The organism is Mesorhizobium sp. CNPSo 4670 (genome assembly GCF_057784235.1).
In genome coordinates, this window is record NZ_JBWJFQ010000005.1 from 171,290 (window position 1) to 190,678 (window position 19,389).

General features: G+C 63.6%; 18 protein-coding genes. 8 read left to right on the forward strand and 10 right to left on the reverse strand.

Annotated features, from left to right (window positions below; genetic code table 11):
* Positions 1-11 precede the first annotated feature (11 nt).
* Complete coding sequence (locus AC0ZT5_RS11700; protein ID WP_488496561.1) at positions 12-434, reverse strand: lysozyme inhibitor LprI family protein; 423 nt, start codon at positions 432-434, stop codon at positions 12-14.
* Positions 435-674: 240 nt separating this feature from the next.
* Between AC0ZT5_RS11700 and ykgO the strand changes: the two genes are divergently transcribed.
* The 3 genes from ykgO (at position 675) to AC0ZT5_RS11715 (ending at position 2,708) form a co-directional block, all read left to right on the forward strand.
* Complete coding sequence (ykgO, locus tag AC0ZT5_RS11705; RefSeq protein ID WP_006327841.1) at positions 675-800, forward strand: type B 50S ribosomal protein L36; 126 nt, start codon at positions 675-677, stop codon at positions 798-800.
* Positions 801-910: 110 nt separating this feature from the next.
* Entirely contained in the window at positions 911-1,516 is a 606-nt protein-coding gene (locus AC0ZT5_RS11710) for a tetratricopeptide repeat protein (RefSeq protein WP_095089419.1), read from the forward strand.
* Positions 1,517-1,640: 124 nt separating this feature from the next.
* On the forward strand, positions 1,641-2,708 hold the full coding sequence (locus AC0ZT5_RS11715; protein ID WP_488496562.1) for an alpha/beta fold hydrolase: 1,068 nt from the start codon (positions 1,641-1,643) through the stop codon (positions 2,706-2,708).
* Between the two features lie 33 nt (positions 2,709-2,741).
* Here the strand turns inward: AC0ZT5_RS11715 and pyk are convergent, their stop codons facing one another.
* Together pyk and AC0ZT5_RS11725 are read right to left on the reverse strand one after the other, a co-directional pair.
* Positions 2,742-4,178, reverse strand: coding sequence for a pyruvate kinase (gene pyk / locus AC0ZT5_RS11720; protein ID WP_477284971.1), 1,437 nt, complete (start codon positions 4,176-4,178; stop codon positions 2,742-2,744).
* A complete protein-coding gene (locus AC0ZT5_RS11725; protein WP_488496563.1) occupies positions 4,175-4,621 on the reverse strand; it encodes a DUF1036 domain-containing protein in 447 nt (148 codons plus the stop codon). Before AC0ZT5_RS11725 ends, pyk begins: the two co-directional genes overlap by 4 nt.
* A gap of 287 nt (positions 4,622-4,908) precedes the next feature.
* Here AC0ZT5_RS11725 and AC0ZT5_RS11730 point away from each other — a divergent pair, with 287 nt between their 5' ends.
* The 3 genes from AC0ZT5_RS11730 (at position 4,909) to AC0ZT5_RS11740 (ending at position 7,347) form a co-directional block, all read left to right on the forward strand.
* Positions 4,909-5,706, forward strand: a complete 798-nt coding sequence (locus tag AC0ZT5_RS11730; RefSeq protein ID WP_488496564.1) for an N-formylglutamate amidohydrolase — start codon at positions 4,909-4,911, stop codon at positions 5,704-5,706.
* A gap of 18 nt (positions 5,707-5,724) precedes the next feature.
* Entirely contained in the window at positions 5,725-6,033 is a 309-nt protein-coding gene (locus AC0ZT5_RS11735) for a DUF1244 domain-containing protein (RefSeq protein WP_477284965.1), read from the forward strand.
* A 132-nt stretch (positions 6,034-6,165) separates the two neighbouring features.
* Positions 6,166-7,347 (forward strand): MFS transporter, encoded by a 1,182-nt coding sequence (locus AC0ZT5_RS11740; RefSeq protein WP_488496565.1) that lies wholly within the window; start codon positions 6,166-6,168, stop codon positions 7,345-7,347.
* Here the strand turns inward: AC0ZT5_RS11740 and AC0ZT5_RS11745 are convergent.
* Positions 7,305-8,219: a LysR family transcriptional regulator gene (locus tag AC0ZT5_RS11745; RefSeq protein WP_488496566.1), complete on the reverse strand. Its 915-nt coding sequence runs from the start codon at positions 8,217-8,219 to the stop codon at positions 7,305-7,307. The two genes, AC0ZT5_RS11740 and AC0ZT5_RS11745, sit on opposite strands and share 43 nt — an antisense overlap.
* 95 nt (positions 8,220-8,314) lie before the next feature.
* On the opposite strand from AC0ZT5_RS11745, the gene AC0ZT5_RS11750 reads away from it, so the two are divergent.
* Complete coding sequence (locus AC0ZT5_RS11750) at positions 8,315-9,274, forward strand: SDR family oxidoreductase (RefSeq protein WP_488496567.1); 960 nt, start codon at positions 8,315-8,317, stop codon at positions 9,272-9,274.
* A 123-nt stretch (positions 9,275-9,397) separates the two neighbouring features.
* Here AC0ZT5_RS11750 and AC0ZT5_RS11755 read toward each other — a convergent pair whose 3' ends face one another.
* The 5 genes from AC0ZT5_RS11755 to AC0ZT5_RS11775 form a co-directional block, all read right to left on the reverse strand.
* Complete coding sequence (locus AC0ZT5_RS11755; protein ID WP_488496568.1) at positions 9,398-12,571, reverse strand: efflux RND transporter permease subunit; 3,174 nt, start codon at positions 12,569-12,571, stop codon at positions 9,398-9,400.
* Positions 12,572-12,651: 80 nt separating this feature from the next.
* A complete protein-coding gene (locus AC0ZT5_RS11760) occupies positions 12,652-13,824 on the reverse strand; it encodes an efflux RND transporter periplasmic adaptor subunit (RefSeq protein ID WP_488496569.1) in 1,173 nt (390 codons plus the stop codon).
* Between the two features lie 157 nt (positions 13,825-13,981).
* Positions 13,982-14,587, reverse strand: coding sequence for a hypothetical protein (locus AC0ZT5_RS11765; protein ID WP_488496570.1), 606 nt, complete (start codon positions 14,585-14,587; stop codon positions 13,982-13,984).
* Positions 14,584-16,857, reverse strand: a complete 2,274-nt coding sequence (locus AC0ZT5_RS11770; protein ID WP_488496571.1) for a xanthine dehydrogenase family protein molybdopterin-binding subunit — start codon at positions 16,855-16,857, stop codon at positions 14,584-14,586. Before AC0ZT5_RS11770 ends, AC0ZT5_RS11765 begins: the two co-directional genes overlap by 4 nt.
* A gap of 2 nt (positions 16,858-16,859) precedes the next feature.
* Positions 16,860-17,321, reverse strand: coding sequence for a (2Fe-2S)-binding protein (locus tag AC0ZT5_RS11775; protein WP_488496572.1), 462 nt, complete (start codon positions 17,319-17,321; stop codon positions 16,860-16,862).
* A gap of 124 nt (positions 17,322-17,445) precedes the next feature.
* On the opposite strand from AC0ZT5_RS11775, the gene AC0ZT5_RS11780 reads away from it, so the two are divergent.
* Positions 17,446-18,045 carry a helix-turn-helix domain-containing protein gene (locus tag AC0ZT5_RS11780; protein WP_488496573.1) on the forward strand — a complete coding sequence of 200 codons (600 nt, stop codon included), beginning with the start codon at positions 17,446-17,448 and terminating at the stop codon, positions 18,043-18,045.
* Positions 18,046-18,077: 32 nt separating this feature from the next.
* Here the strand turns inward: AC0ZT5_RS11780 and AC0ZT5_RS11785 are convergent, their stop codons facing one another.
* Positions 18,078-19,208, reverse strand: coding sequence for a patatin-like phospholipase family protein (locus AC0ZT5_RS11785; protein ID WP_488496574.1), 1,131 nt, complete (start codon positions 19,206-19,208; stop codon positions 18,078-18,080).
* Between the last annotated feature and the right edge of the window lie 181 nt (positions 19,209-19,389).

The following is a 19,389-nucleotide window of genomic DNA, read 5'->3' on the forward strand; positions in this document are numbered from 1 at the left end:
ACAAACCCGCGTTATTGTACGTCACCGCTCTCGTCCTCGTCAGGACTGGCGCAACTCGCGTCACCCTCCTGGCAATTGACCGCGGCAGCGAGCTGCTTGGTGCGGTCATTGGTCATTCTGGTCAGGCATTGCGAAACTTCCATCGAATGGATCGAGCCGTCCGCGCTGGCCGCGGTCGAGTGAGCGCATTCGGCGTCGCGGAAGGCGATCCAGGCGCGTTGCGCCGCCTGCAGCAACTTCTTGCTGTCGGCATCATCCGAGCTGATGAGGTCCTGGTAGGCCTTGTTCAGCCTGGCGTCGGCTGCCTGGTAGTCCACCCCGGCACAGATGTTCATCATCTGCTGGCTGTCGTCGCTGCGATCGCATTCCTGCGCCCGCGCAGCCGAAGCTCCCGCCAGCAAGACAAGGCAGGCGGACAGGAAAATTCGGCGCATATTCATCCCCAAATCACTTCATGGCGGCCGCATCATCCCAGCCGGCTGGAGGCCGCGCAATGCCGCCAGGCCGACATGGCGGATATTTGATGATATGGCGGGTTCGCCCTGTTATAGAGCACGCTTGCGGTTGACATGGACAAGGCTCCTCGTTTATGAGCCACCCACAGTTCAAAGGCGCGTCTTCTGGCGCGCCTTAAAATTTCGACCCGGACCGGGTCCACACCGACAGGCAAGACCATGAAGATCAAGAATTCGCTCAAGGCGCTGAAGGCGCGTCATCGCGACAACCAGCTGGTTCGCCGCAAGGGCCGCGTCTACATCATCAACAAGACCGCCCCGCGCTACAAGGCACGCCAGGGCTGAGCTTTCGGCCGGAGGCTTCGTGCCTCCGCCAGTTGATGCTTGTCGTCGGTCCGCAGCTTCTCACGCTAAAATCACTTTGATGTTCCGCCGCCCGGGATTAGAGTCGGGCGATGCGGATTCTTTTTGCATTTCTGGCGATCTTCCTTGTTTCCGGTGCCGTCGCCTTACCGGCCCGGGCGGACGACCAGGCGGCTGCGCCGGCGGCCCCTGATGCCCCGCCGCCGGTGATGACGAAACAGGCCCATCTCGACCAGCTGTTCAGCGACCTGAAGCGCGAGCGCAACGAAAAGGCCGCCGAGCGCATTGCCGGCAACATCTGGAGCGAGTGGTTCCAATCCGGCAGCGCCTCGATCGACCTGATGATGATGTGGTCGCAAAAGGCCATCGAAGGCCAGAAATTCGATGTCGCTCTCGATTTCCTCGATCAGGTGGTGACCCTGCAGCCGACCTATGCCGAAGGCTGGAACCGGCGCGCCACCGTGCATTTCATGATGAAGAACTATGGTAAGTCGATGTCCGACATCGACCATACGCTGCAGCTCGAGCCGCGCCATTTCGGAGCGCTGTCCGGCCTGGCGCAGATCATGGCCCTGACCGGCCACAAGCAATCGGCGCTCGAGGCCTGGCAAAAGGTGCTGGCCATCTATCCGATGATGCGCAGCGCCCAGGACCAGGTCGCCTCACTGTCGGAAGAGCTTGCCGGCGAAGGCATTTGATGCCTCTGATCTCCCAGCCGGGGTATGCTGAGATTCAGGTCAGGCCCGGCCGTTTGCAGGCCAGCCCCACCTGAACATCAGCATGCCCCAGAACTAATTCCGCTCCAGCCCGTATTTTCCCCGCATGAACCTGATCTACGCTGCCCTCGCCTTCCTGATGGCGCTTGTCTTCGGCCTGGTCGGCGCCACCCGCGTCGGCTCGTGGCTTATCGAGCGGCGCAATCCGCCGATTGGTGACTTCACCGACATCAATGGCGCCCGCATCCACTTTGTGCATGTTCCGGCGCCTGCGAATGCCTCGCTGCCGCCTATCGTCTTCATCCATGGCGCCAGCGCCAATCTCAGGGATCAGATGCTGCCGCTGCGGCCGTTGCTCGAAGGCCGCGCCGAAATGCTGTTCTTCGACCGGCCGGGGTTCGGCTGGTCGGGGCGTGGCCCGGGCAACAACGAAAGCCCGTCGGCCCAGGCCAACACCATCGCCGCGCTGATGGACCGTCTCGGCATGAAGAAAGCTGTCGTTGTCGGCCATTCCTTCGGCGCCGCCGCGACCACCGCGTTTGGCCGCGAGCATGCCGACAAGACGCTTGGGCTGGTCTTTCTTGCGCCGGCGACCCATCCCTGGCCCGGCGGCGCAACCTCCTGGTACTATGATCTGACGACCATTCCGGTGATCGGCTGGCTGTTCTCCGAGACGCTGAGCTATCCCGCGGGAACGCTGCAGATGGCTGATGCCACGACCTGCGTCTTCTCGCCCAACAAGGTGCCGGACAATTATCTCGCCACGGCCTCGATCCCGCTGGTGTTGCGGCCACCGGCCTTTCGCGCCAACGCCACCGACGTCGCCGGGCTCTATCGCTATGCCCTCGGTGCCGCCCCCCACTACGCCGAGATCAAGGCGCCGACCGTGGTCATTTCGGGCGACCGCGACAAGGTCGTCTATGCGGAGATTCACTCGGTCGGCCTCGTCCGCGACATTGCCGGCGCCGAGCTGGTCTGGGTGCACAATCTCGGCCATAAGCCGGACTGGATTGCCCCCGACCTGGTCGTCGGCGCGATCGAGAAGGCGGCCGGCAAGGATATCGACCTGCAGGCGATGGCCAGGGCCGTGGAGGCGCGCATTGCCGGCGACGCTTACGGCGCCGGCAAATGCGCCGACATCAAGGTGCCTCAGGCCGAACTCGCGCCGACCTGATCACGCTTGCTCGTTCAGGCGAAGCGAACCTATCTACCGGCTGCTCTGCACGTCGGACCCGACATAGGCGATGCGCAGCATGTTGGTCGAACCCGGGGTCCTCAGCGGCACGCCGGCGGTGATGATGACGCGATCGCCCGGCTTGCCGAAACCTTCGTCGAAGGCGATGCGGCAGGCGCGGTTGACCATGTCGTCGAGATCGCTGGCATCGGGCGAGACGACGCAATGCGTGCCCCACAGCAGCGACAGCCGCCGCGCCGTGTTGACGATCGGCGACAGCGCGATGATCGGCACTTGCGGACGCTCGCGGGCGGCGCGCAGGCCGGTTGTGCCGGACGCCGTATAGGTGATGATCGCCGATAGTTTCAGCGTCTCGGCGATTTCGCGGGCGGCCAGCGAAATGGCGTCGGCGCCGGTCGCTTCCGGCTCGGAGCGCTGCGCGTTGATGATGCCGGCATAGGTCGGATCGGTTTCGACCTTGGTGGCGATGCGGTCCATCATCGCCACCGCTTCGACCGGATAGGCGCCGGCGGCCGACTCCGCCGACAGCATGATGGCGTCGGCGCCTTCGAAGACGGCGATCGAAACATCCGACACCTCGGCGCGGGTCGGCACGGGCGCAGTGATCATCGATTCCAGCATCTGCGTTGCAACCACCACCGGCTTGCCGGCGCGGCGTGCCGCGCGCGTGATCTGCTTCTGGATGCCGGGCACCGCCTCGAGCGGCATTTCGACACCGAGATCGCCACGAGCGACCATCAGCGCGTCGGACAGTTCGATGATCTCGGCCAGCCGCGCAACGGCCTGCGGCTTTTCGATCTTGGCCATGATCAGTGCCCGGCCGCGCGCGATCTTGCGCGCTTCGGCCAGATCCTCCGGCCGCTGCACGAACGACAGCGCGACCCAGTCGACGCCTGTCGACAGCACGGCATCGAGGTCCTTGCGGTCCTTCTCGGTCAGCGCACCGACCGGCAGGTCGGTATCAGGCAGGCTGACGCCCTTCTTGTCGGAAATCGTGGTGCCGGCAATGACCGTGCAGACGATCGACTTGCCGTCACTTCTCACAGCCTTCAATTCGAGCTTGCCGTCGTCGATCAGCAAGCGATGACCGGCTTCGACCGAGCTCAGGATTTCCGGATGCGGCAGGTAGACCCTGGTTGATGTGCCCGGCTCGGGATTGTTGTCGAGCGTGAAGGTCTGTCCGACAGTCAGCACTTCCTTGCCATTGGCGAACTTGCCGACGCGCAGCTTCGGGCCTTGCAGGTCGGCCAGAATACCGATCGGCCGGCCGACCGCTTCCTCGACGGTACGGATGCGACCGACCAACGTGCGCATCAACTCGTGATCGGTATGGCTCATATTGATGCGGAACACATCGGCGCCCGCTTCGAACAATTTCTTCAGCATCTCCTCCGACGAGGAGGCCGGACCGATGGTGGCTAGGATCTTGACCTTGCGGCTACGTCTCATTGACTGTTTGTTCCCGGGGTGGCTGGAGCGCCTCCCGTTGCGGGCTCATCGGTCAGCTGGACCATCCAGCTTGCCTGTTCGCCCGTGTCATATTCCTGGAATCCGGCGCGCTGGAAGCCCCGGGCGACGCAATCGGTTACGCCGGCGATCTTGAACTCTTTTTCAGCCACGCACATGTTGATCGGGCCGTCCCAGCGCCCGCCGCGTTCGGCGTCTTCTGCATAAAGATAGTAAAACCTTGATGACAGCGGCCCTTCGATCAGCGTCTTGCAGCTCGATCCTTCGATGTGCCACCAGCCCTCGGTGATCCAGCCGGCCTTGGCGCGATAGCCGATGCCGACGCCGACCAGGTTCTGCGTGGCGTTGCAGACACGGAAATCGGCACGGGCCGGCGAGGCCATGACCGTCGCCGATAGGCCCACGGCAAGGATCAGCAGCGGCATGGCAAAGGCAGAGCGCCTGCGCTGCCTGCCGGCGGAACCCATCCGAAAACCCCTCAAGAACCACATCTGCATCTCTCTGCGCCCCTTTTCGGAAAAGTCCGGGCGCATGTCAACGCGCCGTTTTGTCCAATTCCAATCGATTTAGAAAGGCTCCGGCGCACAATTCGCCGACTTCTGCCAGATTTCCCGGGAAACCTTGGCCAAACAACGGCATTGCGCAAGCGTCGTCTTCGTGGAATGACGATAGCACCCTCCCCGGAAGCCAGCGAACAGACCATTTCCCGCCAATGACCCGATCCACAGTTTTCGCGCCTTTCGACATCGTCGAAGGCGACCGCAAGCGAGGCATTGTGCTCCTGGGCGACCATGCCCGCCGCGATCTGCCGGAGGACTATGGCAGCCTCGGCCTGCCGGCGGCGGAGTTCGAGCGTCACATCGCCTATGATATCGGCGTCGAGGCGGTGACGCGCGAACTGGCTGCCTTGCTCGGCGTGCCTGCGGTGCTCGCCAATTTCTCGCGGCTGCTGATTGACCCCAATCGCGGCGAGGATGATCCGACGCTCATTCGCCAGCTCTATGACGGCACCGTCGTGCCCGGAAACTACCCGATTGCCGCCGAGGAGCGTGAAAGGCGGCTCGACCGCTTCTACCGGCCCTATCACGACGCCGTCGGCGCCATGATTGCCTCGGTGGCGCAGGCCTCTGCCCAGACGCCCTTCATCTTCTCGGTGCATTCCTTCACCCCGGCCATGCAAGGGATCCAACGTCCCTGGCATGTCGGTATCCTGTGGGACCGGGATGACCGGGTGGCGCGGCCGCTGATCGACATGCTGGCCGCCGACAAGAGCCTCGTGGTCGGCGACAACGAACCCTATGACGGCGCATTGCGCGGCGACACGATGTACAAGCACGCCATCATCAACGGCTTCGCTCATGCGCTGATCGAGATCCGCCAGGACCTGATATCGGACCAGGAGGGCGCGATCGCCTGGGCGCAGCGCCTGGCGCCGATCGTTGACGCGATCGACCGCCGTCCCGATATACATGTGGTGAAGCAATTCGGCTCCCGAACCGGGCCATTGTAGAGCCGCAAGGAGGTTTCGATGACCGAACTCAGTGACGAGCAGAAGCGTGATTTCGAGGCTGCGGCCTTTCGGCGGCTGGTCGAACACCTGCGCGAGCGCAACGACGTGCAGAACATCGACCTTATGAACCTCGCCGGCTTCTGCCGCAACTGCCTGTCGAACTGGTATCGCGAAGCAGCCGAGGCCGAAGGCGTCGGCCTGTCCAAGGACCAGTCGCGCGAGATCGTCTACGGCATGCCCTATGCCGAATGGCAGGCGCTCAACCAGACTGAGGCATCCGATGCCAAGAAGGCTGAATTCGAGGCGCGGCGCCCTCGGGACCATTAGGTTACTGCCGACACCCTCGATCACTTCCAGGGCCAAGTTTGGCCCAAGCGCTTTCTCCCGAGAGACTGCTTGACTGGAAATTGAATCGATCTAATTTGCCGCGCGAAGCCATTTTCTGACCGGATTCGCCTTATGAACGCGTCAAATGCCATGCTGACTGCCATTCGCGGACGATGGGCCGTGGCAGCCATTTTCCTCGCCAACGGCTTCCTCACCGGCAGTTGGGCGCCGCAGATTCCGGTGTTCCTGACCCGGCTGGAGATCACCAAGTTCACACTTGGCCTGCTGATCCTCCTGTTCGGCGCCGGCGCGGTCACCGCCATGACCTGGTGCGGCCACCTGATCTCGAAACATGGTTCGCGCACCGTGCTGCGCTGGTTCGGCCTTTGCGGCAGCCTCGGCCTGCTGGTCGTGGCGCTGGCCCCCAACGTGCCGCTGGCGGCCATCGCCATGTTCATCTTCGGCGGCTCGATCGGCGGCATGGACGTCGCCATGAATGCCAATGCGGTGGTGGTCGAACGGCGGCTCGCGCGCGCCATCATGTCGTCCTCGCACGGCTTCTGGAGCCTTGGCGGTTTCGCCGGCGGCGGCCTCGGCGGCTTTGCCATCCAGCACTACGGCCACCTCGCCCACGCGGCGGTGGTGACGGCGCTCGCCTTCGCGGTGATCGCGGTGGCGGTTCGCCATCTGGTCGCCGAGGACAGGCCGCAGGCGACCGAGCATCATAAATTCGCGCTGCCGGCAAATCCGCTGGTCTACCTCGTCGGCCTGATGGCGTTGCTGACGATGATTTCCGAAGGCGCGGTGCTCGACTGGGCGGCACTGTATCTCAGGCAGGAACTCGGTGCAGACCTTGCCGTTGCCGGTCTTGCCTATGCCGCCTTCTCCGGTGTCATGGCGATCATGCGCTTCTTCGGCGACGGCGTTCGCAACCGCCTCGGCGCGGTGATGACGTTGCGCGCGTCGGCGCTCGTCGCTGCAGCCGGCATGCTGATCGCCGGACTGTCGCCCTCGCCCTGGCTTGCCATCGCGGCCTTCGCCTTGTGCGGCTTCGGCATCGCCAACATGGTGCCGATCATCTTTTCGGCCGGCGGCAACCAGGAAGGCATGTCGTCGGGCACCGGCATGAGCGTGGTCACCACCATGGGCTATTCCGGCATCCTGGTGGCGCCGTCGGCGATCGGATTCGTTGCCGAGCATTTCAGCTTCGGCCCGATCTTCGTCGCCATGTCCGTGCTGCTGGTCGTCGTGCTGCTGATGGCCGGGCTTGCTCACCGCGCCGAATTCGCTCCCAACGCCACGCCGGCCGAATAGCGTTTGAGTTCCTCGTAGAGGAAATCCGCCACGCGGCGGATGCGCACGCTGGTCCGCACGTCGCGATGCATCGCCAGCCACACCGGTAGCACCGGCAGCGGCAGGCCAGGCAGCACCTTTTCCATCAATGGATCGCGGTCGGCCAGCGGCTCCTGGGCGAGACCAATGCCGTTTCCCGCCCGCACCGCTTCCCACAAGACGATCTGGTTGTCGGCCCTGAAGCGGAAGCTGTTGCGGGTGACAGGGATGCCATACTGGGTGAAGCCTCTGATCATCTCGTCGCTGCGGTCGAAGCCGATAAGGGCGTGCTCGACAAGGTCGGCAGGCTGCAGCGGGCGGCCGCGCCTGTCGAGATAGGATCTGGCCGCGCAGGCGCAGAGCCTGATATCGCAGACCTTGCGCGCCAGCAACTCGTTCTGCCCGGGCTTGACCATGCGGATGGCGATGTCGGCATCGCGGCGCAACAGGTTCTCGACCTGGTTCGAGGCAACGATCTCGACCTCGATGCCAGGCTCCTCGATGCCGAGCCGCGCCGTTATCTCCGGCAGCACATAAGCCGCCACCACCTCGCTGGCGGCAATACGCACCGTGCCTTCGATCGCCTCGACCGACCCCAGCGCCAGCAGGGAAAAGGCGCTTGCCTGCTCGCTGACCGCCTTGCCGCGCTCGAACAGCGTGCTGCCGGCTTCGGTCAGTTCATAGCCGCGCCGCCCACGCCGAAACAGCGTGATATCAAGCGTCTGCTCGAGCTCGGCAATATGGCGGCCAAGCGTCGGCTGACTGGCCGAGAGCTTCCTAGCGGCGGCCGACAGGCTGCCGGTCTCCGCCACGGTGACAAAGCTCTTGATCAGGTTCCAGTTGATTTCTATCATTCATTTATGAATATCAAATCCCCACGCGTGGTCAATTTCCATTCGTGTGCGAGGGGACCATATTCGAGCTGCAAACATCGACACGGAGACGAAAAATGACCAAGATCGCAATTCTCGGTGCCAATGGCCGGCTCGGCCGTGTGGTCGCCAGGGCCTTCATCGATGCCGGCTATGATGTCCGTGCAATCACCCGCAGCGGCAAGGTGCCGGCCGAACTCAAGGGCGCCACGGCCGTTGCCGGCGACGCACTCGACCGCGAAGCCCTCATCCGCGCCACGCAAGGGGTCGACATCATCTTCAACGGCCTCAACCCGATCTACACCGACTGGGGCAAGTGCCTTCCGATGGCCGAAAACGTCATGGCCGCCTGCCATGCGAACGGCACGCTGCACCTCTTCCCCGGCACCGTCTACAATTACGGCTCGCCGATGCCGGCGGTGATCACCGAGGGCACGCCCTTCCACCCGACGACGGAAAAGGGCCGCATCCGCTGTGCCATGGAAGACCTCTTCCGCCGCGAGGCGGACGCGGGCCGCGTCCGCACCATTCTCTTGCGGGCCGGCGACTTCTTCGGCGGCACCGGCAGTGGGTCATGGTTCGATCTGGTCGTCGCCGCCAAGATGAACAAGGGCATCTATACCGCGCCCGGCCCGGTCGATCTGGTGCATGAATGGGCCTACCTGCCGGACTTCGCCAAGGCCTTCGTCGGCCTGGCGGGAAAACTCGACAAGCTCGGCCCTTATGAAGCGCTCAATTTTCCCGGCCATGCCGTCACCGACCTTGAGATCAAGGCTGCAGCCGAAAAGGCGCTCGGTCACCCGCTCAAGATGACCTCGATGCCGTGGTGGGTGCTGCGCGCCGGCAGCCCGTTCGTGGCCATGTGGCGCGAGATCGTGTCGATGTCCTACCTGCGCTTCGAACCGCATCGGCTGGCCTCGGCAAGGCTGGAAGGCATCATCGGGGCGATCCCGCACACGCCCCTGGATCGGGCGGTCGCCGAGGCTCTCGAGGACATCGGCATCACCACGGTGAATGGCGTTGCGAAAGCGGCCTGACATGCACATCGGCGGGCGCTTGCGTGGCCCTGGACACAAGGCTTCGCATTGCTCTGGGAAAACAATGCAAAAGGCCGCCCGGTTGTTCCGGGCGGCCTTTGCGTCAGAGGTTCGCAGGCAGGTCTATTCGGCTGCCTTTGGAAAGGCGATAGCCGGCTCGCCGCCCACATCCGTATCCGGCGTGTCGGTCGACGAGACCTTTCCCTTGCCACGCCGGGATAGCCGACGGAAAAACGCGTAGAAGCGGCTGTTCTTGCTGCGCGTGAAGATCATCAGCATCGACGGCGTCACCACCAGCGTCAGCAAGGTCGCAAAGGACAGGCCAAAGACGATCGCCGATGACAGTGAGATCCACCATTGCGTCGACGGCGCGTTGATCGTCGTCTCGTGATGGAAGATTTCGAGACCGAGCCCAAAGGCGATCGGCAGCACGCCGAGGATTGCCGACACCGCCGTCAGCACAACCGGGCGAGCCCGTTCGCGGCAGGTCTGCAGTACCGCTTCCATCTTGTCCCAGCCTTCTTCGCGCAGCCGGTCATAGGTATCGATCAGCACGATGTTGTTGTTCACCACCACGCCTGCCAGCGCGATGACACCGATGCCCGACATGACGATGCCGAAGGCCTCTCCCGTCAACAGCAGTCCCAGGAACACGCCGATCGTCGCCATGACCACGCAGGACAGCACCATCAGCACGCTGGTGAATTTGTTGAACTGCATCAAAAGCACGAGGAAGATCAGGAAGATCGCCGCGCCGAAGGCCTTGCCGAGGAAGGCGCTGGCCTCCGCGCTGTCCTCGTTGGAACCGGCCAGCTTCCAGCGTATGCCGCTGCCGAGATTCATATCGGCGACAGCCTTGGTGACCTCCTGCTGCACGGCCGCGACCTGGGTGCCGGCGGCGACGTTTGCCTGGACGACCACCGTACGGGCGCCGTCGATCCGGTTGAGGATACCGACGGTCGGCTCGGGCTTGCGCACGACGAAGTTCGAGATCGGCACCGAGCCTTGCGAGGTCTGCACCCTGAGTTCGTCGAGCGTCGACAGCGTGCGGCGATCCTCGGGCAGGCGCAGCCTGATGTCGACGGCATCGTCGGCACCTGCCGGCCGGTATTCGGAGAGCTTCAGCCCGTTGGTCACCAGTTGCACCACCGTTCCGACCGAAGTCGGGCTGATGCCGTACTGCGCCGCCTTGGCGCGGTCGACCTCGAGCGCCCAGTCGACGCCGGGCGGCGGCAGGCCGTCGGAAATGTCGATGACGCCGGGCACCTTGGCAATGCGGGCCGCGACGGCGCGCGCCTTGTCGTCGAGCCCCTTGGGATCGATCGCCGAAAGCCTGATCTGGATCGGCTTGCCGGTTGGCGGGCCGGCCTCGGGCACGCGAACCTCGACATCGACGCCGGGAATACCGGCCATGACGCCACGCAAGTCGTTCAGGATCTGGTTCGCCGACTTGCGCTCGCGCCAGTCGATGAATTCATACTGGATGACGCCGACCACGTCTTCCGGAACGTCCTGCCCGCCGCCCTGGGTCTTGCCGACGCGGGTGTAGACCGACTTGATGCCGGGCCAGCCCAGCAGCCTGTTTTCGGCGGTCTTGGTCGCGGTATCCATTTCGGCCAGCGAAAGGTTTCCGCGGGCGTGCACGTAGAGCAGGCCATAGTCTGGCTCGACACTGGGGAAGAACTCGACGCCGGCGCCATATTTCGAATAGGCAAAGCCGACGCCGAACAGCAGCGCAACCGTCAGCACCAGCACGGTGATGGGGAAGCGCACCGCCTGCTTGACGATGGCCATGTACCAGCCGTCGCGATAGTTGTCCGCATGGTGCTCGGGCGCCTTGGCGAAGATCGCCCCCAGCGTCGGCGCGAACACCAGCGCGTAGAGCATCGAGGCCGACAGCGTGACGATCAGCGTGATCGGCATGTATTTCATGAAGTCGCCGATGATGCCCGGCCAGAACAGCAGCGGCGAGAAGGCGGCGATGCGTGTCATCGTCGCGGCGATGACCGGACCGGCCATGCGCTTGGCGGCAAGCGCGAAAGCTTCCGCCTTCGGCATGCCCTCGCCCATCCGCCGCTCAGCGAATTCGGTGACGATGATGGCATCGTCGACAAGCATGCCGACTGCCAGGATCAGGCTGAAGAGCACGATCATGTTGATCGTGTAGCCCATCATCGCAAGCAACAGGATGCCGATCAGGAACGATGATGGAATGGCCAGGCCGATCAACAGTGAGGCACGGCCGGACAGCGCGTAGAGGATGACGATGAACACCAGAATGACGGCGATCATCACATGGTTCTGCAGATCGCCGAGCAGCTGGTTGACGAAGACCGACTTGTCCTGCGTATAGGTGACATTCATGCCTTGCGGCATGGTCTTGACGAACGCGTCGGATACCTCCCTCACCTTGGTGAGCGTGTCGATCAAATTGGCGCCGATGCGCTTTTTCACTTCGATGGCGATGGCCGGCTTGCCATTGAGCCGGGTCACCGTCTCGGCATCCTTGAAGGTGGAGCGGATCGTCGCGATGTCCTTGGCCTGAACCACGGCATTGGGGCCGGCGACCACCGGCAGCGCCGCCACATCCTCGGGCGTCTCGATCAGCGACGGCACCTTGACGGCGTATTTGCCCTCGGAGCCCTCGATATTGCCGGCGGCGACCAGGCTGTTGGAGTTGCCGACCGCACCGATCAGCTGATCGAGCTGCAGTCCGTAGGACGACAGCTTCATCGGGTCGATGACAACCTCGACGAGGTCGTCACGCGCGCCCTGCAGCGAGCCTTCGAGAACGCCGGGCACTTCTTCGATGCGGTCGCGCAGTTCGCGCGCGGCAGCGGTCAGCACACGCTCTGGCAATTCGCCCGACAGGGTGACGACGAGGACGGGGAATTCGGAGATATTGACCTCGGTAACAACAGGTTCTTCAGCCGCCTGCGGCAGGTCGGCCTTGCCATCCTGCACCTTGCTGCGCGTGTCCTGCAGTGCCGTCGCCAGGTTGGTCTGCGGCTGGAACTCGACCAGCACGTAGCCGCCGCCCTGGAAGGCGGCCGAGCGCATTTCCTTGAGGCCCTTCAGGCTCTTCAGCTTGCTTTCCATCGGCCGCAGCAGAAGGCGCTCCGAATCCTCGGGCGAAATGCCTTGATAGATCAGGCTGACATACATCATCGGAATCGGAACGTCGGGTTCCGCTTCCTTTGGCGTTGACTGATAAGCGACCCAGCCTGCGAGCAGAAGGAAGACCAGGACCGAGATGGTCAGGCGGGCATTGTTGATTGCGAGTCTGACGATATCCATGGCTAACGCCTGTTTTCGAATTTCAGGAGCTGCGTCGCAGCCGATTGTCCCCGCCCAGGGGTGGTCCGTCGCGACCCCTGCTACTGCGTCCCGGCGGTCGCCTCGCCCAGCAGCTTCCGGAGGGTCGCCTGGTCGGCCTCGACCGGATTGACCTGATCGCCTTCCTTCACCAGTTCCTGGCCGGCGACGATGATGCGCGCGTCAGCCGGGATGCCGCCGAGAACGAGGCCGGTCGGCGTGTCGTCGACGAGGTCGATCGGGAAGAACGCCACCTTGTTGTCCTTGCCGACGGCGCGGATGCCGAGGTCGCCCTTGTCGCCGAGCGTCACCACCGAGCGCGGCAGCACGACCGCGTCGGTCGGTTGCGCGTTGAGCGCGATTTCCGCCGTCATGCCGGCGGGCACAGAGCCATCGCCATTGGGGATCGCCACCTCGACGCGGAAAGTGCGGGTCGCCGACGACGCGTCGCGGCTGATGTAGCGCACGGTGCCTTCGACCGTCTGGCCGCTGACCAGCCGAACATTGGCCTTGTCGCCGAGCTTGAGGTAGCCGAGGTCGCGCTCGCTGATTTCGCCGCGGGCAATCACCGGATCGAGCTTGAGGATGGTTGCCACCTCGCCGCCCTCCATGATGGAACTGCCGAGTTCCACCGGCACCCGGTCAATGACGCCGTCGAAAGGTGCCCTCACCTCATTGCGCTCAAGCAAGGCCTGTGCCGTTTCCAGCAGCGACTGCGCCGAGGTCAGGTTCGAGCGGGCCGTATCGAGCTGCAGCTTCGGCAAATTGCCCGACTTCATCAGTTGCAGAGCTGCGTCCAACTCGGCCTGGCGCTGCACAACAAGCTGCTTGGCGTTGTTGACCATTGAGATCTTTTCTTCGGCGGCAAGCATCAGCACCAGATCGCCGGTCTTGACGTGCTGGCCCTGCTTGACCGGCAACTTGTCGATGACACCAGCAACGCGCGTCCCCAGCACCGCCCGCTTGTCGGCTTCGGTCAATCCAGAAATGCGGATGGCGCGCGCATAGGTCTTGCGCGGCGGCGTCACCACCGCGACGGTGCGCAACGGTGCCTTCGGCTCGGCTTCGGCAGCCTTGGTCTTGTTCGCGTCAGGCGCCTTGGCCTGCTCGGCTTCGGCCGCCTTGGCCTTGTTGGCGGCGACGCTGCCGACCGACGAAAACTCACCTGTCGTCATCCAGGCCGCGAAACCAATGAGCACAACAACGGCTGCAAGCTTGTGAAACCTGATTCTCATCGTCGTTTTTTCCACTGCGGATTCGGCCAGCGTCCTCATAACGCGGACGCGTCGCCGATATGGGTGCGCGCCAAGCCGTGTTCAATTTGCCGTGATCGGCGAAGCGCGTTTCTACATCAAAGTTGCACTGCAATATAGCCTTAAAGTTGCAAGACCATTACGGCACCGGGCAAGGTGAACCCACCGCCATCCAGTTTTCGATCGCTTGAAAGGTTGCTTCGGCCGAGCCCGGAGCCGGCTCACGATTCGACCCCGGCGCCCAGCCCCAGCCGACCAACCTGTCGTCGCGAACATGCAGCGCGATATCGTCCAAACTGCGACCGCCATTGCGCGCCGGGTCCTTGATCTGGGCACAGATGTCGGCAGAGGATTTCCCGAACCAGGCCATCTCGGCCGGCGCCAGACGCCAGTTCTCGGCTCCGGGCGGTCCGTGCAATTCATTGGAATTGCTTGCGAAATGGCAAGTCGTGCAGCGCAGGCCCGGATTGCCGAAACCCGACCCGTCGGTACCGCGCTGGACATTGAAGGCGTGCACGCGCGTGCCGCCATAGTGCGCACCAGACCAGCGCGGCCGGTCGTCCGCGACATGACAATCGGCGCAGCGCGGATGTGAGAACACCGCATAAATCTTGTGCCATTCGGACAGGCCCTTGGTCGTGTCGACCGTCTGGCTCGGTGGTGTTTGGGTCTCCTGTGCGGTTGCGAACGGCGCCGCGAGAACGAGCATGGCAGCAGGCGTCAGCATGATGAGGAGCCTCTTCATGCGAAGGCCACTGTTTTCGACAAAGGCAGCGTGCGGATGCGCTTGCCGGTGAGCGCGAAGATGGCATTGGCCAGCGCCGGTGCCGCCGGCGGAGTGCCAACCTCGCCGACGCCGCCCATCTTGTGGAAATTTTCCAGGATGGCGACTTCGAAGACCGGGCACTGGAATATCCGCATGGCGTCGAAATCGTGGAAGTTCGACTGTTCGACCATACCGTCGGCGAAGGTGATCTCCTGTCCCATGGCCGCTGAAAGACCGTAGATGGCGGCGGAAATCAGCTGTGCCTCGATGATGCCCGGATCGAGCGCGGTACCGACATCGGCGGCGATCCATACCTTCTCGATGCGGATGCCGGCCGGCGTATCCGCCACTTGGACGATCTCGCCGACCCAACTGCCGAAGGACAGCGTGAAGGCCATGCCCTTGGCCTTGCCGGCAGGCAGCGCCTCGCCCCATTTCGCCATCGCTGCGACTTTTTCCACCACCTTCACCGCCGCGGGATAGGCGGCCATCAGCTTCTTGCGCATCTCGACTGGGTCGACTTTCCCGGCCACGGCAATCTCGTCCATGAACCCCTCATGGAAGAAGCCGTTGATCGAACTGCCGACCGATCGCCAGGAGCCGACAGGAATCAAGACAGGGGCGGCGACACCGCTCACCCGATAATTCGGGATGGTGTAGGGCTGGTCATAGGCCCCGTCGACGATGCTCTTGTCGGGTCCAAGCGGCGAGATCGAGGGGAACAGCCGGCGCAAGGTGCTGGCTATCATGGATGGCGACGCGATCTTCATGTCGACGGCGACCGGCATGCCATCGTCGCCAAGCCGCGCTTGGAACTTGCCGACCGCGGTCGGCCGGTAGGCGTCATGGCGCATGTCCTCTTCGCGCGTCCAGGTCACCTTGATCGGGCGCCCGCCTGTCTCCTTCGCCATCAGCGCGGCGCACAGCGCGTAATCCATCTCGACGCGGCGGCCGAAACCGCCGCCCATGAAGGTGGTGTGGACGGTGACCTTGTCCTGCTCGATTCCGACCACATTGGCGCAAAGCTGCCGCACCAGGGTCGGCGCCTGGTTGCCGCACCAGATGTCGAGGGCACCATCCTTGAACCGCGCCGTGGCGTTCATCGGCTCCATGGTCGCATGCGCCAGATAGGGCACCGCATAGTCTGCCTCGACCATCCTTTCGCGCGGCGCGTCGGCGAAGGCGGTATCGACATCGCCATTGTCGCGCATCGCCGAGCCCTTGGTGCCGAGCGCCTGTCTCAGCACATCGGAAATGGCAGCGCTGCTGAGCGGATATTCGGGATCCGCCCATTGGGCATCGATGGCGTCGGCCGCCTTGAAGGCAGCCCAGGTATTTTGCGCGATGATGCCGAAGCCGTGACCGTAATTCGTCTCGAGCGGCACGATCTTGATCAAGCCGGGCATTTTCTCGGCTTTGGCGAGATCCGCCTTGACCGGCTTGGCCCAGAAGCGTGGGCTCATCTTGACCGTGCCGTAGAGCATGTCCGGCAGCCTGACATCGATGCCGAAGATCGGTGCTCCGGTGACCTTGGCCAGCATGTCGATGCGCTTCTGCGGTTTTCCCAGCAGTTTCCAGTCGGCTCGGTCCTTGAGCCTGACTTCGGCCGGCGGCGCCATGGCGGCGGCAGCCGCGGCAACCGCGCCATAGGTCAGCGACTTGCCAGACGCCTTATGTAGGATCGACCCATCGGCCGTTTCCAGATCTGCGGCGGCAACGCCGAGTTTCTGCGCTGCCGCCGCGACCAGCAATTGCCGGGTTGCGGCGCCGGCCTGGCGCATCTTGTCGAAACCGTCGCGCACCGAAGCCGAGCCGCCGGTAGCCTGGATAGCAAGGAGCTTCCCTACCACGCCGAGACCTGAGCGTACCGCCTGCGCGGTCATGCTCTCGTCGAAGAAGGCGAACGGGCCGCCCTCTTCGAGGATCGCGGCGTTGTAATAGGCATAGGAGGCTGGGCCGTGCTCGACATTGACCCGATCGAGACCGACATCGAGTTCCTCGGCGACCATGACGGCCAGCGTCGTCGAGATGCCTTGCCCCATCTCGGCGCGCGGCGCGACGACGGTGATAGTGTTGTCGGCGCCGATCTTCACATAGGGGTTGAACGTCGCCTCACCCTTGCCGAGGTCGGTCTCGAGCGGGTTCGCAAACGGCTTGCGATAATAGTAGTAGCCGACGGCCACGCCGCCCGCCACGGCAGCCGCGCCGATCAGGAACGTGCGGCGAGCAATCTTTCCGACACTGGCCATGGTCAGAGCCCCGCCGTCTTGAGCGCGGCGGCCTTCTTGATGGCCGAGCGGATCCTCGGATAGGTGCCGCAGCGGCAAAGATTGCCGCCCATGGCGTTGTCGATGTCGGCGTCGCTGGGATCGGCGACCTCGTCGAGCAGTGCCACCGCGCTCATGATCTGGCCGGCCTGGCAATAGCCGCATTGCGCGACCTGTTCCTCCAGCCATACCTGTTGCACGGGATGAAGCTTGTCCGCCGTGCCGATGCCTTCGATGGTGGTGACGGCGCCGCTGACCTCGCCGACCGGGAGCGAGCAGGAGCGCACCGGCTGACCGTCGACATGCACGGTGCAGGCGCCGCAGGCGGCGATGCCGCAGCCGTACTTCGGTCCGGTCTTGCCAATGAGATCGCGCAACGCCCACAGCAGCGGCATATCGGGATCGGCGTTGATGTCGAATGACTGCCCGTCGACGGTGAGGCGCATGGGGATACCCTTTGTTGTCGTCCACAGCTCGAGGCGAAATGGCCAACCGGTCATTTCGTCCTCAAACAGATTGACAAATTACGTCATTTTGTCAATTGAGATTTTTACAGGATAATGCCGTCTCATGAATCAGATCGAAGACATCGCCACCGCTGACCCCAAACGCGTCCGTATCCTGGATGGCGCAATGAAGGTGTTTTTGGCTTATGGCTTCTCCCGCACCACCATGGACGACATCGCCCGCGCCGCCGACATGTCGCGGCCAGCGCTCTATCTCCTGTTCAAGAACAAGACCGACATTTTCCGTGCCATCGCCATGATGGTACTGTCGCGCTCGGTCGAGTCGGCGAAAATGGCTCTGGCCGGCGATGGCGCTTTCACTGAGCGCATGACGCGAGCCATCGACGAGGCGTTCATCTCGATGATGAGCGCGGTCGTTGCCTCGCCGCACGGCGCCGAATTGCTGGACATGAAATCGAGCCTTGGCGATCTGGTCGGCTGCTGGCGCGGCGGTCTTGTCGAACATATCGCCGCCGCGATCGAGGGCGAGGCTGCCAGCAACGGCGCCGATCTCACCGCCAAGGGCCTGTCGGCGCAACTGCTTGCCGACATGCTGCTCGACGGGCTGGAAGGCATGAAGGCCCGCATCAGCGATCCCGGCGGGCAGCGGCAGGCCGCCGCCGCCCTGATCAGGGTGATCGACCTGACCCTAAAAGCTGGATGAAGCCAAGAAGCCAGGCTGTGCCGGTTTTCGGGTCAGGCGCGACGGCGCTCTGCCTCCGGGTTCTTGCGCACAGCGAGGAATTCCTTGACCCGCCGGCCAGGTGCGGGACCACGCACCGGCTTGAAGCCGTCATCGAGCTCGCCTGACAGATCGAGCGTCGGGCGCTTGCCGACCGCATCGTAATTCTCCTCCAGCCAGTCGCTGGCGGCGGTGCGGCCGAGATCGCGCATATAGCTCAGGAACGCCCATTCGGCATTGACCTTCGACGACGCCGACAGGTCCTTGAACGCCTCGTCGGCATCGATGCGGTGCATGCGGATGTCGCGGTATTCGCCATGCGGCAGGCGGCCGGCGGCGATCAGCTCCTTGACAAAGGCGATCGAGCGGAATTCGCGCAACAGCCCGGCGTTGAAGGTGATCTCGTCGATGCGGTTCTGGATCTCGTTGGCGCTCCTTGGCGTTCCTTCCCGCACCACCGGATTGATCTGCACCAGGAGCACGTCCTCGGTCGCCGCCGTCTTGAAGAACGGATAAAGCGCCGGATTGCCGCCATAGCCGCCATCCCAATAGGGCACGCCCTTGATCTCGACGGCGCGGAACAGTTGCGGCAGGCAAGCCGAGGCCATCACCGTGTCGAGGTCGATCTCGCCGTCGGAAAACACGCGCAACTGCCCGGTTTCGACATTGGTCGCCGAAATGAACAGTTCCATCGACTTGCAAGCACGCACATTCTTGAAATCGATCTCCTGCGCGACCACGTCGCGCAGCGGATTGAGGCCGAGCGGGTTGGCGACATACGGCGAAAACACGCGCGACATGGTGTCGAAGAAAACATAGCCCGGCGTGTTCTCGATCGACCAATTGCCCCAGGCGACATCCCACGGCATGCGCTGCACCGGGCTGAACCTGCCTTTTGCCGCCACCGCGCGCCAGAAATCGTCGAGCTTTTGCCGCGCGCCCTCGACGCCGCCGCGCACGAAGCCATCGGCCAGCGCCACCGCGTTCATGGCGCCGGCGCTGGTCCCGGACACCGCCGCGATCTCCAGCCTGCCATCCTCCAGCAGCCGGTCGAGCACACCCCAGGAGAAGGCCCCGTGCGAGCCGCCGCCCTGAAGCGCGATGTTGATCTTCTTGGTTTCCTCCGCCTTGCCGTTTTTCGTCATGGCGTTCCTGTCGTTTTGGATGCTGCAGGCCTCATCAAGCCCCGGGGATCGGGACGGTCGGTTACAGCGGACCTATGTTGCAGTGCAGCATATAAGTCCTGACCAAGGCAAGAACACGAACACGGTCGCGTGATCACATGAAATTTCGGTCATGAAAGACCGCCTCGCCGCTTCGGAGCGG

What these genes read in the sequence shown, in the direction of transcription:
- AC0ZT5_RS11700 (WP_488496561.1), bottom strand. Translation starts at nt 434, where the DNA reads ATGCGCCGAATTTTCCTGTCCGCCTGCCTTGTCTTGCTGGCGGGAGCT.
- ykgO (WP_006327841.1), top strand. Translation starts at nt 675, where the DNA reads ATGAAGATCAAGAATTCGCTCAAGGCGCTGAAGGCGCGTCATCGCGAC.
- AC0ZT5_RS11710 (WP_095089419.1), top strand. Translation starts at nt 911, where the DNA reads ATGCGGATTCTTTTTGCATTTCTGGCGATCTTCCTTGTTTCCGGTGCC.
- AC0ZT5_RS11715 (WP_488496562.1), top strand. Translation starts at nt 1,641, where the DNA reads ATGAACCTGATCTACGCTGCCCTCGCCTTCCTGATGGCGCTTGTCTTC.
- pyk (WP_477284971.1), bottom strand. Translation starts at nt 4,178, where the DNA reads ATGAGACGTAGCCGCAAGGTCAAGATCCTAGCCACCATCGGTCCGGCC.
- AC0ZT5_RS11725 (WP_488496563.1), bottom strand. Translation starts at nt 4,621, where the DNA reads ATGCCGCTGCTGATCCTTGCCGTGGGCCTATCGGCGACGGTCATGGCC.
- AC0ZT5_RS11730 (WP_488496564.1), top strand. Translation starts at nt 4,909, where the DNA reads ATGACCCGATCCACAGTTTTCGCGCCTTTCGACATCGTCGAAGGCGAC.
- AC0ZT5_RS11735 (WP_477284965.1), top strand. Translation starts at nt 5,725, where the DNA reads ATGACCGAACTCAGTGACGAGCAGAAGCGTGATTTCGAGGCTGCGGCC.
- AC0ZT5_RS11740 (WP_488496565.1), top strand. Translation starts at nt 6,166, where the DNA reads ATGAACGCGTCAAATGCCATGCTGACTGCCATTCGCGGACGATGGGCC.
- AC0ZT5_RS11745 (WP_488496566.1), bottom strand. Translation starts at nt 8,219, where the DNA reads ATGATAGAAATCAACTGGAACCTGATCAAGAGCTTTGTCACCGTGGCG.
- AC0ZT5_RS11750 (WP_488496567.1), top strand. Translation starts at nt 8,315, where the DNA reads ATGACCAAGATCGCAATTCTCGGTGCCAATGGCCGGCTCGGCCGTGTG.
- AC0ZT5_RS11755 (WP_488496568.1), bottom strand. Translation starts at nt 12,571, where the DNA reads ATGGATATCGTCAGACTCGCAATCAACAATGCCCGCCTGACCATCTCG.
- AC0ZT5_RS11760 (WP_488496569.1), bottom strand. Translation starts at nt 13,824, where the DNA reads ATGAGAATCAGGTTTCACAAGCTTGCAGCCGTTGTTGTGCTCATTGGT.
- AC0ZT5_RS11765 (WP_488496570.1), bottom strand. Translation starts at nt 14,587, where the DNA reads ATGAAGAGGCTCCTCATCATGCTGACGCCTGCTGCCATGCTCGTTCTC.
- AC0ZT5_RS11770 (WP_488496571.1), bottom strand. Translation starts at nt 16,857, where the DNA reads ATGGCCAGTGTCGGAAAGATTGCTCGCCGCACGTTCCTGATCGGCGCG.
- AC0ZT5_RS11775 (WP_488496572.1), bottom strand. Translation starts at nt 17,321, where the DNA reads ATGCGCCTCACCGTCGACGGGCAGTCATTCGACATCAACGCCGATCCC.
- AC0ZT5_RS11780 (WP_488496573.1), top strand. Translation starts at nt 17,446, where the DNA reads ATGAATCAGATCGAAGACATCGCCACCGCTGACCCCAAACGCGTCCGT.
- AC0ZT5_RS11785 (WP_488496574.1), bottom strand. Translation starts at nt 19,208, where the DNA reads ATGACGAAAAACGGCAAGGCGGAGGAAACCAAGAAGATCAACATCGCG.